Genomic DNA, 13,752 nt, shown 5'->3' on the forward strand with positions numbered 1-13,752 from the left:
CCTCGCCACAAAAACGCTACTTAGCAAGCCTCGCGAGTTATCAACACCCGCTCCCGAACCACGTCATACCCCCAGTGGTACACGTAGGTGTATGGCAGGAAGAACAGCAACACGCCGATATCCAGCAGGAACGCCTGCCACAGGCTGACATCCATCCACCAGGCAATCAGCGGCACGCCAAGCGCGACCAGACCGCCTTCGAACAACAGCGCATGCACCACGCGGACCCAGGCGTTGTGGGCGATGGCGAGGCGCTTGAGCACCCGGTCGAACATACCGTTGAAGACCACGTTCCAGGCCAGGGCCAGGGCGGCGATGAGGACGGTGACCATGCCCATTTCCAGCATCGGCTTCTTCATGATCCAGGCCAGCAGCGGGGTACAGATCAGAATGGCCAGCAGTTCGAAACCGATGGCTTGGAAAATACGTTCAGTAATGGATTTGTTGGCGCTCATGGCCGTACTCCGTTGAGTGACTGTGGTTGCCATGATCCGTCATCACACCGATACTTCATAACCAATAACCATCGATCAAGGCGATAGTTCATGGCTTCTCACGAAGTGTTGCTGGCGTTTGTCGAAGCCGCGACCCAAGGCTCGTTTTCCGCCGCGGCGCGCAAGCTGGGCCGCAGTCAGTCGACCATCAGCGCGGCAGTGGCCAGCCTGGAAATCGACCTCAACCTGACGCTGTTCGACCGCAGCAGCCGCAAGCCCGGGCTGACCCCGGCCGGACGCGTCATGCTGCAACGGGCCGAAGACATCCTGGCCGCCAGCAGTCGTCTGGAAATGACCGCCCGCCAACTGTCCCAAGGGGTGGAAGCGAAGCTGACGGTGGCGCTGTCCGATACCTATCAGTCGGACCGTTTCGAGGCGTCACTCAGTGCCTTCGAGCAGCGTTACCCGGACCTGGAACTCGAATGCCTGATCGCCGAATGCGATGACCTGGTGTCGCTGGTGCAAAGCGGCCGGGCGCAGATTGCCTTCGCCGAAATGCAGGACAGCTACCCGCCGGACCTGGTCAGTTCGACGGTGGACGAGCGCACGGAAATCGCCCTGTTCGTGTCCCCTACCCACCCGCTGACAAGGCTGGACTACGTCGATCAGGATGTACTGCAACAACACCGTGAACTGCGCCTGGCCACCATCATCAATCCCTATGAAAGTCGGGCGAAGGGCCGCGTCTGGTCGGCGCCGAGTTATCTGATGCTGCTGGAAATGGCCCAGGGCGGATTCGGCTGGGCGCCGTTACCCCGCTGGCTGGTGGAGCGCTTCGGGCCCGGGACCTTGCAGGAACTGGTGGTGCGCGGCTGGCCGAAAACGGTGTCGGTGGATGCGTTGTGGTCGCGGCTGAATCCGCCGGGGCCGGCGGGGAGCTGGTTGCTGGGCAAGATGCTGGAATGAAGGTCCTTCGGCCCTTATCGCGAGCAAGCTCGCTCCCACAGGTTATTGTGTCTGGTCACAAAATTTGTGTACACCTCTGCCCCTGTGGGAGCGAGCTTGCTCGCGATGAGGCCAGTACAGCCGCATCAATCCAGTGCCTTGAGCCGCGCCTCGATAAACCGCCGCTCCGGCTCTTGCCGGGTCAACGCCAGTGCCCGCTCCCACGCCGCCCGCGCCTCTGGCATACGACCCAGTTGCCGACAAAACTCCGCCCGCGCCGAATGCGCCAGGTGGTAATCCAGCAGTTCGCCCCGCGCCAGAATGGCATCGACCAGCGTCAGCCCCGCCTGCGGTCCATCGCGTTGGGAAATCGCCGCCGCACGATTCAACTCGATCACCGGCGACGGCACCGCCCGCAGCAGCACGTCATACAGGCCGACAATCTGCGGCCAATCGGTTTCCCCCGCCGTCGAGGCTTCGGCATGCACCGCCGCGATGGCCGCTTGCAGGCAATAGGGCCCGAATCGCCCCAAGCCCAGCGCGTGCTCGATCAGCGCACAGCCTTCAGCAATCAACCCGGCGTCCCACAGCGAACGGTCCTGCTCGTCCAGCACAATCAGCTCGCCGCTCGCCGAAGTCCTGGCCGGGCGCCGCGACTCGTGCAGCAGCATCAACGCCAGCAAGCCCATCACCTCCGGCTCCGGCAACAGCTCCACCAGTAACCGGCCGAGACGGATCGCCTCGCGGGTCAATTCCTCGCGGACCAGTTCGGCGCCGATGGACGCCGAGTAGCCCTCGTTGAACACCAGGTAGATCACCCGTAATACGCTGTCCAGGCGCTCGGGCAACTCCGCCAGCGTCGGCACTTGATAAGGGATTTTCGCGTCGCGGATCTTCGCCTTGGCGCGCACGATGCGCTGGGCGATGGTGGCCGGGGCCGAGAGAAAGGCCCGGGCGATTTCTTCCGTGGTCAGGTCGCAGACTTCCCGCAGCGTCAGCGGCACTTGCGCGTCCGCCGCCAGGGCCGGGTGGCAGCAAGTGAAGATCAGCCGCAGGCGATCGTCTTCCACGTCTTCATCACTCCAGTCTGCCTGTTCCAGCTCCTCCAGCTGCGCAATCAGCAAGGGCTGCGACGCGGCAAAACGGGCGCGCCGGCGCAAGGCATCGATGGCCTTGAAGCGCCCGGCGGACACCAGCCAGGCCCGCGGATTGTTCGGTACACCGTCACGCTGCCAGCGTTCGACCGCGATGAAAAACGCCTCGTGCAAGGCCTCTTCGGCGAGGTCGAAATCACCGAGCAAACGAATCAGGGTCGCCAGAATGCGCCGCGACTCTTCGCGATAGACCCGCTCGACCTGCGCCTGAACCGGCAGCCCAGGCATCTTAAGGATTCAACTGCCGAACGGGGCGCACTTCGACACTGCCGACCCGGGCCGCCGGAATGTTCCCGGCGACCTGGAGGGCTTCGTTGAGGTCCTTGGCATCGATCAGGTAAAAGCCGGCCAGTTGCTCCTTGGTTTCAGCGAATGGACCATCGGTGATCGACATCTTGCCGTTGCGCATGCGCACGGTGGTGGCGGTCTGCACCGACTCCAGCGCCTCGGCGGCGACCATCCGGCCACTGCCCTGGATCGACTCGGCATAGGCCATGCACTCTTCGTCCTTCGGGCTTTCCGGCAGTGAATGCAGCAGTTGCTCATCGCTGTAGACCAGGCATAGGTACTTCATCACGCTCTCCTTATCGAACGATCAACTATGGTCGCTGACTGGCATTCTGGCTCGGTTTCCCGACGATCAGGGCTTGAGGTCGAACAGCGTCGCGCCGCTGGTCATGTCGAACGGCGCCGACCAATGTTCGTGGACGATCTGCCACAGCCCCGCCTCCTGTCGATAGCACTGCGAGACACGCATCCAGCAGGCCTGGGTTTCGCCCTTGTCGTTGGTGCCACCGCAATGGGCCAGCCAGTGAGCGAACGCAATTTCCTGGGACGGCTCGATGGTGATTTCGTCGAATTCGAAAATGTGCGGACCGGGGCACATTTCCATGCAGGCCTGCCAATGCGCGCGGTACGCCGGCTTGCCTTTGAATTGCAGGGCCTTGACCGCGTCGAAGGAGACGATGTCATCGGCATACAGGGCCATGACTTTTTCAATGTCCTTGGCCATGACCGCCTGACGATAGTTCTCGATGAGGTTCTGGATCTGGGTTTGCGAGTTCATGGTGGTTCTCCGTGGTTTTTATTGGAAGACACCCTTAGTCGTCTGGCGATCCGGCGAATCGACAGAAGAAATAAAAATAATCCAAACGGCCAGAATCGCTAGAATCCGAGGTTCTATTCATGTTGGAAAAAGGACACTCCCGTGACAGCTCGACTTGTGCCTTACGAAAGCCTGAATGCGCAGCAGCGCCAGCAGATCGAGGCCATTGAAGTTCATCCGGAGCAAATTAAGTTCTCCGGTGATATCCACGGTGCATTGCACACCTTATTGTCCAGGCCCGGCCCGGGGGTCAAAGGATTTGCCCTGCTGGCCGAAGACATTCCCGTGGCCTTCCTGCTGCTCAAACGCCCCCCCGTATTGCCTGCGTGGGCCGATGAACACAGCGCCACCCTGCATGCCCTGCAAGTCGATCAACGCGCCCAGGGCAAAGGCTACGGCAAGGCCTGCCTGCAAGCGCTGCCCGAAGCGGCGCGCCTGGCCTGGCCGGAAATCCGCGGGCTGGAGCTGTCGGTGGATGCCGATAACGAAGCTGCCATCGCCCTGTACGCCAGGTTCGGCTTTGTCGACAGCGGCGAGGCGTACAAGGGCCGGATCGGTTATGAGCGGCGGATGGGGTTGGTGTTTTGAACACGGCCCCCACCAACACCACAAAAACACTGTGGGAGCGAGCTTGCTCGCGATAGCGGATGATCAGTCGACATCTTTGTTGAATGTTACACCGCCATCGCGAGCAAGCTCGCTCCCACAGAGGATCTATGTCGGGTCAGAGTTCCAGCACCATCTCATGCCACGCCATGCCGCCATGGTCCGACGCCGACGGCTTGACGTAGGCAAAGCCGAACCCGGCATACAACGGAATATGTCGCTCCTTGCACATCAGGTTGATGCTGACCTTGCCCATTGCACGCATACGCTCGATGAATTCGCCCATCAAAAGCTTGGCCAGGCCCTGCCCCTGATAATCCGGGTGCACCACCACCGACATGATCACCACGTGCGGCCCGGCCGGGTCGTGGCCGATCAGTTCCTTGAACGCCTCGTCTGACATTTCCACCTGAAACGCCGCACCGGAGTTGATGAAACCGGCGACGACGCCGTCCACTTCAGCAACGATAAACCCCTCGGGCCAGGTGGCGATGCGGGTGGCGATCTTCTCGCGGGTCGCGGCTTCATCACCTTCATAGGCAAGGGTTTCGATGGCAAAGCAGCGGTCCAGATCGGCGGGGGTGACGTTGCGGATGACGGTGTTCATGGCGGCTCGGGATCAGCATGGGAAAGGCTGGGGATGATAAATCAGCCGCCGTGGGACATCGAGAGACGAATCGGCTGATCCGCCTCTCGCGGCAGGTGTCATGCCTTGATTGGCAGCCAGAGTTCCAGCTTGCCGGTGTTGAGCTTGGGGTTGAAGTCTTCGCTGTAACGCTCGAACTCCGGCGCCGCCAATAGCTCGTGGCCGGACTGCGGCAGCCACGTGCCATGGATGTACTGGAAGGTTTGCGGCAGGGTGTCCAGCGGCCCCTTGTGTTCGAACACCGCGTACAGCTGCGGCTGAACTTCCACCCAGCGGTAGGTTTCCGGCAAATCGTCGAGCTTGCTGATCTCGACCCCGGCGATGTAATCGAAGCCGCCCTTGCCGTCGAAATTGCAGCAGACGCCGTAGGTGACTTCGCCTTTCTGGCCCGGGATATGGCCCATATGCGGGATGAATTTCTCCCAGAGCTCGGGAATACCCTGGGTGGTTTGCTGGGTGAATGGTCCGCCCAGCCCTGCAATCAGCAGGAAGTGCCCGTGTTCGAAGCGCGGTTGCGTCAGTTCGACGCGTGCTAACTCATCCATGACTCGACTCCTGACGCATAAAAATGGGTTCGGCTGGGAGTATAGAAGCCAAACCCGATTCGCCCAGTTACAGGGCGTGCAACGGCTCGACCGCACCGGCGCCAACGAACTCGTTGTAACCCGATAGGATCACGTAGACCGCGAAATAGCAGAAGATCGCCGCCGATGCCATGTAGGAATAACGCAGCAACTTGTCGCCGAGCAACTTGCCGCCGTGGCTCGCGGCAAAGCACAGCCCGACACACCAGAGAATCCCCGCGCAGAGAAAACCGCCGAGAAACAGCGCGGAGCTGAGGGCGCCACCGCCACCTGAACGGGCGATCAGCGTGCCACCCACGGCGGCGAACCAGAGAATGGCGCTAGGCGACGACATGGCCAGGAAGATCCCGCGGAAAAATTCTTTGCGATGGGAGTTGTGCCCCACCTCGGCCGATTGCGCCAGCACCGCTTCGTGGTGAATCGCCGAATAAATCATCTTCGCCGCGAAATACACCAGCAGCGCCGAGCCACCGATCCACAACACCCAGCGCACGGTTTCGTACTGCAACAACACGGTCATGCCGGCCAGCGCCAGTACCGCGTAGATCAGATCGCCGACGCAGGTCCCGAGGCCCAGGGCAAAGCCCTGGAAATAGCCGCGCTGCATGGCCAGGGTGATCATCGCGATGTTGGCCACGCCGATATCCAGGCACAGCGAAAGGCTCAGCAAGAAGCCGCTGGTAAATTCCATCGAACCCTATCCTTCGGAAAAATTTGTTTACTTTGAGGCTGGACAGTCTGCCACAGCTGCCCTTACATTCCGCCACAGGTCACCGCAGTGACCAGCGTCGCTCGGACGGTTCCGGGCGCTTACGTTATCCGAGGCAACAATGGCCGAACAAGGTTCGCCGCGCCGCTTTGCGCGCATCGATCGACTCCCCCCTTACGTTTTCAACATCACCGCCGAGCTGAAGATGGCCGCCCGTCGTCGTGGCGAAGACATCATCGACTTGAGCATGGGCAACCCCGACGGCGCCACGCCGCCGCACATCGTCGAAAAACTCGTCACGGTGGCCCAGCGCGAAGACACCCACGGCTACTCCACCTCCAAGGGCATTCCGCGCCTGCGCCGGGCGATTTCCAACTGGTACAAGGACCGCTACGAGGTCGACATCGACCCGGAAAGCGAAGCCATCGTCACCATCGGCTCCAAGGAAGGCCTGGCGCACCTGATGCTGGCCACCCTGGATCAGGGCGACACCGTACTGGTGCCCAACCCGAGCTACCCGATTCACATCTACGGTGCCGTGATTGCCGGCGCCCAGGTGCGGTCGGTGCCGCTGGTACCGGGCGTGGATTTCTTCGCGGAGCTGGAGCGGGCGATTCGCGGCTCGATTCCGAAACCGAAGATGATGATCCTCGGTTTCCCGTCCAACCCGACCGCCCAGTGCGTGGAGCTGGACTTCTTCGAGCGCGTCATCGCCCTCGCCAAGCAGTACGACGTGCTGGTGGTGCACGACCTGGCCTACGCCGACATCGTCTACGACGGCTGGAAAGCCCCGTCGATCATGCAGGTGCCGGGGGCCAAGGACATTGCGGTGGAGTTCTTCACCCTGTCCAAGAGCTACAACATGGCCGGCTGGCGCATCGGTTTCATGGTCGGCAACCCGGAACTGGTCAACGCCCTGGCACGGATCAAGAGCTACCACGACTACGGCACCTTTACCCCGCTGCAAGTGGCGGCTATTGCCGCCCTGGAAGGCGATCAGCAATGCGTGCGCGACATCGCCGAGCAGTATCGGCAGCGCCGCAACGTACTGGTCAAGGGCCTGCATGAACTGGGCTGGATGGTGGAAAACCCGAAAGCGTCGATGTACGTCTGGGCCAAAATCCCTGAGGCTTACGCGCACCTGGGTTCGCTGGAGTTCGCCAAGAAACTGCTGGCCGAAGCCAAGGTCTGTGTCTCGCCGGGCGTCGGGTTTGGCGAGTACGGCGATGATCACGTGCGCTTTGCCCTGATCGAAAACCAGGACCGGATTCGCCAGGCCGTACGCGGGATTCGCGGAATGTTCCGCGCGGATGGGCTAGTCACCAAATCCAACACCTGACCCATATCTCCTGTGGGAGCGAGCTTGCTCGCGATGGCGTCGTATCAGTCAATAATAATGGCGACTGATACACCGCTATCGCGAGCAAGCTCGCTCCCACAGGGTCTTGTATAGTCCTTGAAGTCGAGCACCCATAAAAAAACCGCATCGCTGCGGTTTTTTTGAGTCTGTCGAATCGCTTAGACGAACAGCGACAACAACAGGATAAAGCCCAGGCCCACCACCGACAGGATGGTTTCCATCGCGGTCCAGGTCTTGAAGGTTTCAGCCACGGTCATGTTGAAGTACTGCTTCACCAGCCAGAAACCGGCGTCGTTGACGTGCGACAGGATCAGGGAACCAGCACCGGTGGCCAGCACCAGCAGTTCACGGTTCACGCCCGGAATCATCCCCACCACCGGCACCACGATGCCCGCGCCAGTGATGGTCGCCACAGTCGCCGAACCGGTGGCGATACGAATCACCGCCGCCACCAGCCAGGCCAGCAGGATCGGCGAGATCTGTGCGTTCACCGCCATGTGGCCGATCACGTCACCCACACCGCTGGTCACCAGCATCTGCTTGAAGCCACCACCGGCACCGATGATCAGGATGATCGCGGCGGTCGGCGCGAGGCTGGCATCGAGCCATTTCATCATCTGGCTGGAACCGATGCCCTGCTTGTAGCCGAAGGTATACAGCGACAGCAGCAATGCCAGCAGCAACGCCGAGATCGGGTGGCCGATCAGGTCCATGAAGGCGCGGAAGATGTTGCCATCAGGCAGCACCACGTCGGCAAAGGTCTTGAGCAGCATCAGGAACACCGGCAGCAGCACGGTCACCAGTGTGATGCCGAAGCTTGGCAGATCGGCAGAATCCGATTCGCGGGCCAGTTGATCCACCAGCTCCTGGTTCGGATGACCAGGGATGTGCTTGGCAATGAACGTACCGAAGATCGGGCCGGCGATGATGGCGGTTGGCAGCGCAACGATCAGGCCGTAAAGAATGGTCTTGCCGATGTCGGCACCAAACACACCGATGGCCAGCAGCGGACCCGGGTGCGGCGGCACCAGGCCGTGTACCGCGGACAGACCCGCCAGCAGCGGGATACCGATCTTGATGATCGACACGCCCGTGCGGCGAGCGACGATGAACACCAGCGGGATCAGCAGCACGAAGCCGATTTCGAAGAACAGCGGAATACCGACCAGGAACGCCGCGAACATCATCGCCCACTGCACCTTGTCCTTGCCGAAGGCGCGGATCAACGTCTGCGCAATCTGATCCGCACCACCCGATTCGGCCATCATTTTGCCGAGCATCGTGCCCAGCGCGAGGATGATGCCGACAAAACCAAGCACGCCACCGAAGCCATCCTGGAACGCCTTGATGATGGTGCCGATCGGCATGCCGGAGGTCAGCCCGAGGAAGGCTGCGGCGATGATCAGGGCGAGGAAGGGGTGCAATTTGAACTTGGTGATCAGGACGATAAGCCCGATCACCGTGACCACTGCATCGAGCAGCAGGAACGTCTCGTGGGACATGCCAAACATTAGGGGTGTCTCCTGGTTGTTGTTGTTATTAAAGCGGGTTAATCAGAAGCCGCGAGGACAGCGCTGTCTTTGCAAGCACAGTCATACCGCCTGCTTCAGGCCGTTCGCCTGCCACCAGACATGAGCCTGCGCAGCCAGTTGCTCGACGCTATGGGTCGAAGCATCCAGCGCCAGGGTCAACGGCTCGCCGACAGGCGATTCGAGGGTGGCGAACTGGCTGTCGATCAGGGTCGAAGGCATGAAGTGGCCCGGCCGATGGGACACGCGGTCGGCGGCCACCTCGGGGGTCAACTCAAGGAACACGAAGCCCAGGCCCGGCAAGGCGCTGCGCAGACGTTCGCGATAGAGGTGTTTGAGCGCCGAACAGGTCAGCACCGGGCGCTCGCCCTTGGCGTCGACACGGCGCAGTTCATCGCACAGGCTGTCGAGCCAGCCGGCGCGGTCTTCATCGTTCAGGGGGATCCCCGCGCTCATCTTTTCGATGTTGGCGGCAGGGTGGAAAGAGTCGCCTTCAATGGCCGTAGCGCCGCTCAGTTGGCACAGGGCCTCGCTGACGCACGTCTTGCCGCAACCGGCAACGCCCATGATGACCAGGGCGGTGATGGGATGGTTCATGTAACACCTCAGCGCGCAGACAGCGCTACCTTTGCCAGTTATGACACTAGATCAAAAGCAGAAGTTGCCGACGCCTTTCTTGTCATTTTGTGGGTTGCAGCAGGTTAGGTCCCAACACCAAAAAGCGAGGATCAGGCGAACCCTCGCTCACGCATTTGCAGCTGCATCGAGACAGCGCTACCTTAGTGCCTTGAATTTTGTTTGGCAAGCCGTCGATGAACACAACCAAGAACGATAAAAATACCCGCACCACTGGCCGCCCTACCCTGAACGAAGTTGCCCGACTGGCCGGCGTCAGCCCGATCACCGCCTCCCGCGCCCTGCGTGGCGTCAGCACCGTGGCCACCGAACTGGTGGAAAAAGTGCAGAAAGCGGCGCTGGAACTCAACTATGTCGTCAACCCTGCCGCCCGCGCCCTGGCCTCGGCCCAGAGCCATTCAGTCGTGGTGTTGGTGCCGTCGCTGTCCAACCTGCTGTTCATCGACACCCTGGAAGCCATTCATCAGGTTTTGCGCCCCAAGGGCTTCGAAGTGCTGATCGGCAACTTCCACTACTCACGTGATGAAGAAGAAAACCTGCTGCGCAACTACATGGCCTATCAGCCACGCGGCTTGCTGCTGACCGGGTTCGACCGCACCGAAAGTTCGCGGCGGATGATCGAAGCCAGCAACATTCCCTGCGTGTACATGATGGAGCTGGACAGTGCGGCCGGGCTCAATTGCGTGGGTTTCTCGCAACTGGCGGCCGGCGAAACGGCGGCCGAACACTTGCTGTCCCGCGGTCGCAAGCGCCTGGCCTACATTGGCGCGCAACTGGACCAGCGCACCTTGCTGCGCGGCGAGGGGTTCCGCAAAGCCCTGCAAAAGGCCGGTTTGTACGACCCGGCGCTGGAAGTGCTGACGCCCCGCCCGTCTTCGGTCGGCCTGGGGGGCGAATTGTTCTTGCAGATGATCGCCAGCCGCCCGGATGTCGATGCGATCTTCTTCGGCAACGACGACCTGGCCCAGGGCGCGCTGCTCGAAGCGATGCGACACGGGATCAAGATCCCCGAGCAAGTGGCGATCCTCGGCTTCAACGACCTGCCCATGTCCGAGCACATGGTCCCGCGCCTGAGCAGCATCAACACCCCACGCGAAGCCATCGGCCGCCGCGCGGCGGAGCAGATGCTGACGCTGATGGCCGGCAACACCGTGGCCAGGCCTGTGCAGGACATGGGGTTTGAGTTGAAGGTGCGGGAGAGCACTTAAGCCCCTGCATCAATGTGGTCAGGCAAGGGACATTGTGGCGAGGGGGCTCGCCCCCGTTCGGCTGCGGAGCAGTCGTAATCCAGTTCACTTGGTTTAACTGTATGACCGCAGTGTCTGTTTTTGGGGTCGCTTCGCAACCCAACGGGGGCAAGCCCCCTCGCCACAGAAAAGCCCCCTCACCTTCGCTCAGTGTTCAATCCTGCGGATCAAGGTTATCCAGCACCCGATTCACTGCCAGTTCCGCCAGCATGATGATCTGTGCGATCGCCAGTGCCGTGTTGCGCTGGCTGCCTTCCAGATACGTTGCAAAGTCATTGGTCATCACACTCGCCGAGGCCAGTGACTCGCAGGCGTGCGCCAACAGCGTTTCGTTATTGATGCCGGGGGAGATGGAGAACATCGGGCTGGGATTGCGTGGGGGGTTGGGCGTGGGTTTGAACATGGCAATGCTCCTAGAGTGATGGAGCTGCCACGTCTCGCTGCGATACGAAGGGTGGCAGCTGTACGCGGGTCGCAGACCGGGACTCTAGAACCCGGTAGACCCGAAGGTCTCCCACGCACAGCCGCCATAAAGTGAAGTGATCACGAATGGTGGACGCTATGCGTCTAGAGATACCCGGGCTGCGAAACCCGATCGCTGAATTTGCAGCGACACGGAACGATAGAGTCCGGATACCAGGCGCACAAGTCGGCGGATTCTGGCTTAGTTGTAGGCAAGGGTGCAAGAAAGCGTAACCTGCACAATTCATCTGAAGCCGCTCTCCTACAGCGCCTTCCTACATGCCACCACCTACAATTGCCTGTACGTCATTCTCGCTGGAGCAGAACATGGAACATGCACTGAAGATTCTCGGCAAGGCGTCGTCCATTAACGTCAGAAAAGTCCTGTGGACCTGCGAGGAACTGGGCATCACCTACGAACGCGAGGACTGGGGCAGCGGCTTTGCTTCCACCCACAGCCCGGAGTTCCTCCGGTTCAATCCCAACGCGCAGGTGCCGGTGATCATCGATGAGGCCGGGGTGTTATGGGAGTCCAATACCATCTGCCGCTACCTGGTGGGCAAACATCATCACCATCATACCGAGCTGCTGCCTACCGAACCGGCCGCCCGCGCTCGGGTGGAGCAGTGGATGGATTGGCAAGCCACCGAACTCAATCCGTCCTGGAGATACCCGTTCATGGCGCTGGTGCGCAAGGACCCGGAGTTCCAGGACCCGCATAGCCTTGAAGTCGGCATTCGCGGCTGGAACCAGAAAATGGCCATCCTCGAGCATCAACTCGCGACCACCAAGGCCTATGTCGCCGGACCGCGATTTACCCTGGCCGACATCGTCATCGGCCTGTCCGTCAATCGCTGGCTGATGACCCCGATCGAGCGTCCGGACTACCCCGCCGTCGATGAGTATTTCAAACGCCTGGCGCAACACCCCGGTTTCCTGAAGCATTGCTGCAACGGCTTGCCTTGAATGGCCGCAGGTTGCCGCCTGGCGGCAACCGCTGACCGAAACCCTGCTAGCACTATCACGCCAACCATTTGATTTTGTTGCCTTTAATCCACGAGGCACGCTATTTGCTGAGACCACGCACCGCCATTAGCCACAAGGTCTCTTCATCATGTTGGTCAGTGCAAAACAATCGTTGGTGACCCCACTTCCCAAGCGTCCCGGTGACGAGCCCTCCGCCGATGCCGCCGCCGGTCTTCAGGGCGGCATGCAGGCGGTCAACGCCCAGTCCATGCAAAACAATCTGCAGGCGCAAACCACAGCCACCCGACAGGTGCAGGACTCCGCCACCCGGATCGCCACGCAGCACGTCAGCGAGGCGAGCAAGATCAGCGACAACGTCGACGAAGCGTTCGCCAAGACCCGCGTGAACCTGCAAGCGACAGACGCCACCCGGCTCAGCGAAGGCTCGGCCACCGCCGAATTCAAGGACTACATGAGCAAAACGCCAGAAGAGCGTCTGCGCGACAGTATCCTGAAAGAGATGGGCATTACCGAGGAAGACCTGAAAGCCATGCCGCCGGAGAAACAACAGGCGGTGGCGCAAGAAATTGCCGATCGCATGAAGGACAAAATGCAATTGGCGCAAGCAGAGAAAGACAACGGTAGCAGTCCGGTGGTCGACAAGCTCCTCGCCTCGCTCTAACCACTGCGCGATAAAAAAGGTCCCAAGCCCGGGACACTGTGGGAGCGAGCTTGCTCGCGATGGCGGACTGTCAGGCACCCCTTGTGGGACGGTCCAATCGCTATCGCGAGCAAGCTCGCTCCCACAAGGTTTGTAGTGCGACTAGTTCAGTTGCAACGTCGAGTTGAACTGACTGATCGCATCCACCACATGCCGTGAGCCCTGCTGGATTTCCAGGATCACCTCCCCCGCCTCGTTCGCCAGTTCCACACCCAGGCCGGTTCGGCTCAGACTCGATTGCATGCTCGACACCGCGCTCAGCGACAAGTCGTGGTTCTTGCGCACCACCTCGACGATCTCCAGCGTCGCCTGACTGGTACGCGCCGCGAGGCTGCGCACTTCATCGGCCACTACCGCAAACCCGCGCCCGTGCTCACCGGCCCGCGCCGCTTCAATCGCCGCGTTGAGTGCCAGCAAGTTGGTCTGATCGGCAATGCCGCGGATGGTCTGCACGATGGTGCCGATGATGTCGGACTGTTTGCTCACGGCATCGATACTCACTGCCGCTTCGTTCAGGTCGCGGGAAATGTCCTGGATGATCTGCACCGTCTGCTGCACCACTTCGGAACCCTTGCGCGCGCAGACGTCGTTTTGCACCGAGGTGCTGTGGGCCGATTCCGCGGCAGTTTGCAGGGTGGTCATCTGGTG

General features: G+C 61.0%; 17 protein-coding genes. 6 read left to right on the forward strand and 11 right to left on the reverse strand.

The features are described from left to right. Positions 1–20 precede the first annotated feature (20 nt). Positions 21–455, reverse strand: coding sequence for a multidrug/biocide efflux PACE transporter (locus AC07YV_RS18115; RefSeq protein WP_102700536.1), 435 nt, complete (start codon positions 453–455; stop codon positions 21–23). Positions 456–545: 90 nt separating this feature from the next. Here AC07YV_RS18115 and AC07YV_RS18120 point away from each other — a divergent pair, with 90 nt between their 5' ends. Beyond that, a complete protein-coding gene (locus AC07YV_RS18120) occupies positions 546–1,400 on the forward strand; it encodes a LysR family transcriptional regulator (protein WP_102700535.1) in 855 nt (284 codons plus the stop codon). Positions 1,401–1,525: 125 nt separating this feature from the next. Here AC07YV_RS18120 and AC07YV_RS18125 read toward each other — a convergent pair whose 3' ends face one another. From AC07YV_RS18125 to AC07YV_RS18135, 3 genes are all read right to left on the reverse strand, one after another. Next, complete coding sequence (locus tag AC07YV_RS18125; RefSeq protein WP_102700534.1) at positions 1,526–2,761, reverse strand: RNA polymerase sigma factor; 1,236 nt, start codon at positions 2,759–2,761, stop codon at positions 1,526–1,528. A gap of 1 nt (position 2,762) precedes the next feature. After that, entirely contained in the window at positions 2,763–3,107 is a 345-nt protein-coding gene (locus tag AC07YV_RS18130) for a YciI family protein (protein ID WP_102700533.1), read from the reverse strand. A 66-nt stretch (positions 3,108–3,173) separates the two neighbouring features. After that, positions 3,174–3,599 carry a YybH family protein gene (locus AC07YV_RS18135; RefSeq protein WP_102700532.1) on the reverse strand — a complete coding sequence of 142 codons (426 nt, stop codon included), beginning with the start codon at positions 3,597–3,599 and terminating at the stop codon, positions 3,174–3,176. A 141-nt stretch (positions 3,600–3,740) separates the two neighbouring features. On the opposite strand from AC07YV_RS18135, the gene AC07YV_RS18140 reads away from it, so the two are divergent. Continuing rightward, positions 3,741–4,226 carry a GNAT family N-acetyltransferase gene (locus AC07YV_RS18140; protein WP_102700531.1) on the forward strand — a complete coding sequence of 162 codons (486 nt, stop codon included), beginning with the start codon at positions 3,741–3,743 and terminating at the stop codon, positions 4,224–4,226. A 136-nt stretch (positions 4,227–4,362) separates the two neighbouring features. On the opposite strand, the gene AC07YV_RS18145 is transcribed toward AC07YV_RS18140, so the two are convergent. From AC07YV_RS18145 to AC07YV_RS18155, 3 genes are all read right to left on the reverse strand, one after another. Continuing rightward, on the reverse strand, positions 4,363–4,851 hold the full coding sequence (locus tag AC07YV_RS18145) for a GNAT family N-acetyltransferase (protein WP_102700530.1): 489 nt from the start codon (positions 4,849–4,851) through the stop codon (positions 4,363–4,365). A gap of 98 nt (positions 4,852–4,949) precedes the next feature. Continuing rightward, a complete protein-coding gene (locus AC07YV_RS18150; protein WP_102700529.1) occupies positions 4,950–5,435 on the reverse strand; it encodes a GyrI-like domain-containing protein in 486 nt (161 codons plus the stop codon). 67 nt (positions 5,436–5,502) lie between these two features. Next, positions 5,503–6,165 carry a LysE family translocator gene (locus AC07YV_RS18155; protein ID WP_102700528.1) on the reverse strand — a complete coding sequence of 221 codons (663 nt, stop codon included), beginning with the start codon at positions 6,163–6,165 and terminating at the stop codon, positions 5,503–5,505. 139 nt (positions 6,166–6,304) lie between these two features. Here AC07YV_RS18155 and alaC point away from each other — a divergent pair, with 139 nt between their 5' ends. Next, positions 6,305–7,522, forward strand: a complete 1,218-nt coding sequence (gene alaC, locus AC07YV_RS18160; protein ID WP_007974487.1) for an alanine transaminase — start codon at positions 6,305–6,307, stop codon at positions 7,520–7,522. Between the two features lie 179 nt (positions 7,523–7,701). On the opposite strand, the gene AC07YV_RS18165 is transcribed toward alaC, so the two are convergent. Both AC07YV_RS18165 and AC07YV_RS18170 read right to left on the reverse strand, forming a co-directional pair. Further along, on the reverse strand, positions 7,702–9,054 hold the full coding sequence (locus tag AC07YV_RS18165) for a GntP family permease (protein WP_015096544.1): 1,353 nt from the start codon (positions 9,052–9,054) through the stop codon (positions 7,702–7,704). 81 nt (positions 9,055–9,135) lie between these two features. Further along, positions 9,136–9,669: a gluconokinase gene (locus tag AC07YV_RS18170; RefSeq protein ID WP_102700527.1), complete on the reverse strand. Its 534-nt coding sequence runs from the start codon at positions 9,667–9,669 to the stop codon at positions 9,136–9,138. A gap of 215 nt (positions 9,670–9,884) precedes the next feature. On the opposite strand from AC07YV_RS18170, the gene gntR reads away from it, so the two are divergent. Next, entirely contained in the window at positions 9,885–10,916 is a 1,032-nt protein-coding gene (gntR, locus tag AC07YV_RS18175) for an HTH-type transcriptional regulator GntR (RefSeq protein WP_095967915.1), read from the forward strand. 193 nt (positions 10,917–11,109) lie between these two features. Here gntR and AC07YV_RS18180 read toward each other — a convergent pair whose 3' ends face one another. Next, on the reverse strand, positions 11,110–11,358 hold the full coding sequence (locus AC07YV_RS18180) for a DUF6124 family protein (protein WP_102700526.1): 249 nt from the start codon (positions 11,356–11,358) through the stop codon (positions 11,110–11,112). Between the two features lie 386 nt (positions 11,359–11,744). Between AC07YV_RS18180 and AC07YV_RS18185 the strand changes: the two genes are divergently transcribed. After that, positions 11,745–12,383 carry a glutathione S-transferase family protein gene (locus AC07YV_RS18185; RefSeq protein WP_008052684.1) on the forward strand — a complete coding sequence of 213 codons (639 nt, stop codon included), beginning with the start codon at positions 11,745–11,747 and terminating at the stop codon, positions 12,381–12,383. Positions 12,384–12,531: 148 nt separating this feature from the next. Beyond that, a complete protein-coding gene (locus AC07YV_RS18190; protein WP_102700525.1) occupies positions 12,532–13,065 on the forward strand; it encodes a hypothetical protein in 534 nt (177 codons plus the stop codon). Between the two features lie 141 nt (positions 13,066–13,206). Here AC07YV_RS18190 and AC07YV_RS18195 read toward each other — a convergent pair whose 3' ends face one another. Beyond that, complete coding sequence (locus AC07YV_RS18195; RefSeq protein ID WP_371317820.1) at positions 13,207–13,746, reverse strand: methyl-accepting chemotaxis protein; 540 nt, start codon at positions 13,744–13,746, stop codon at positions 13,207–13,209. Positions 13,747–13,752 lie beyond the last annotated feature (6 nt).

Source organism: Pseudomonas sp. GW456-E7, assembly GCF_059424105.1.

What these genes read in the sequence shown, in the direction of transcription:
- alaC (WP_007974487.1), top strand. Translation starts at nt 6,305, where the DNA reads ATGGCCGAACAAGGTTCGCCGCGCCGCTTTGCGCGCATCGATCGACTC.
- AC07YV_RS18130 (WP_102700533.1), bottom strand. Translation starts at nt 3,107, where the DNA reads ATGAAGTACCTATGCCTGGTCTACAGCGATGAGCAACTGCTGCATTCA.
- AC07YV_RS18115 (WP_102700536.1), bottom strand. Translation starts at nt 455, where the DNA reads ATGAGCGCCAACAAATCCATTACTGAACGTATTTTCCAAGCCATCGGT.
- AC07YV_RS18185 (WP_008052684.1), top strand. Translation starts at nt 11,745, where the DNA reads ATGGAACATGCACTGAAGATTCTCGGCAAGGCGTCGTCCATTAACGTC.
- AC07YV_RS18120 (WP_102700535.1), top strand. Translation starts at nt 546, where the DNA reads ATGGCTTCTCACGAAGTGTTGCTGGCGTTTGTCGAAGCCGCGACCCAA.
- gntR (WP_095967915.1), top strand. Translation starts at nt 9,885, where the DNA reads ATGAACACAACCAAGAACGATAAAAATACCCGCACCACTGGCCGCCCT.
- AC07YV_RS18165 (WP_015096544.1), bottom strand. Translation starts at nt 9,054, where the DNA reads ATGTTTGGCATGTCCCACGAGACGTTCCTGCTGCTCGATGCAGTGGTC.
- AC07YV_RS18135 (WP_102700532.1), bottom strand. Translation starts at nt 3,599, where the DNA reads ATGAACTCGCAAACCCAGATCCAGAACCTCATCGAGAACTATCGTCAG.
- AC07YV_RS18190 (WP_102700525.1), top strand. Translation starts at nt 12,532, where the DNA reads ATGTTGGTCAGTGCAAAACAATCGTTGGTGACCCCACTTCCCAAGCGT.
- AC07YV_RS18150 (WP_102700529.1), bottom strand. Translation starts at nt 5,435, where the DNA reads ATGGATGAGTTAGCACGCGTCGAACTGACGCAACCGCGCTTCGAACAC.
- AC07YV_RS18195 (WP_371317820.1), bottom strand. Translation starts at nt 13,746, where the DNA reads ATGACCACCCTGCAAACTGCCGCGGAATCGGCCCACAGCACCTCGGTG.
- AC07YV_RS18155 (WP_102700528.1), bottom strand. Translation starts at nt 6,165, where the DNA reads ATGGAATTTACCAGCGGCTTCTTGCTGAGCCTTTCGCTGTGCCTGGAT.
- AC07YV_RS18180 (WP_102700526.1), bottom strand. Translation starts at nt 11,358, where the DNA reads ATGTTCAAACCCACGCCCAACCCCCCACGCAATCCCAGCCCGATGTTC.
- AC07YV_RS18145 (WP_102700530.1), bottom strand. Translation starts at nt 4,851, where the DNA reads ATGAACACCGTCATCCGCAACGTCACCCCCGCCGATCTGGACCGCTGC.
- AC07YV_RS18170 (WP_102700527.1), bottom strand. Translation starts at nt 9,669, where the DNA reads ATGAACCATCCCATCACCGCCCTGGTCATCATGGGCGTTGCCGGTTGC.
- AC07YV_RS18125 (WP_102700534.1), bottom strand. Translation starts at nt 2,761, where the DNA reads ATGCCTGGGCTGCCGGTTCAGGCGCAGGTCGAGCGGGTCTATCGCGAA.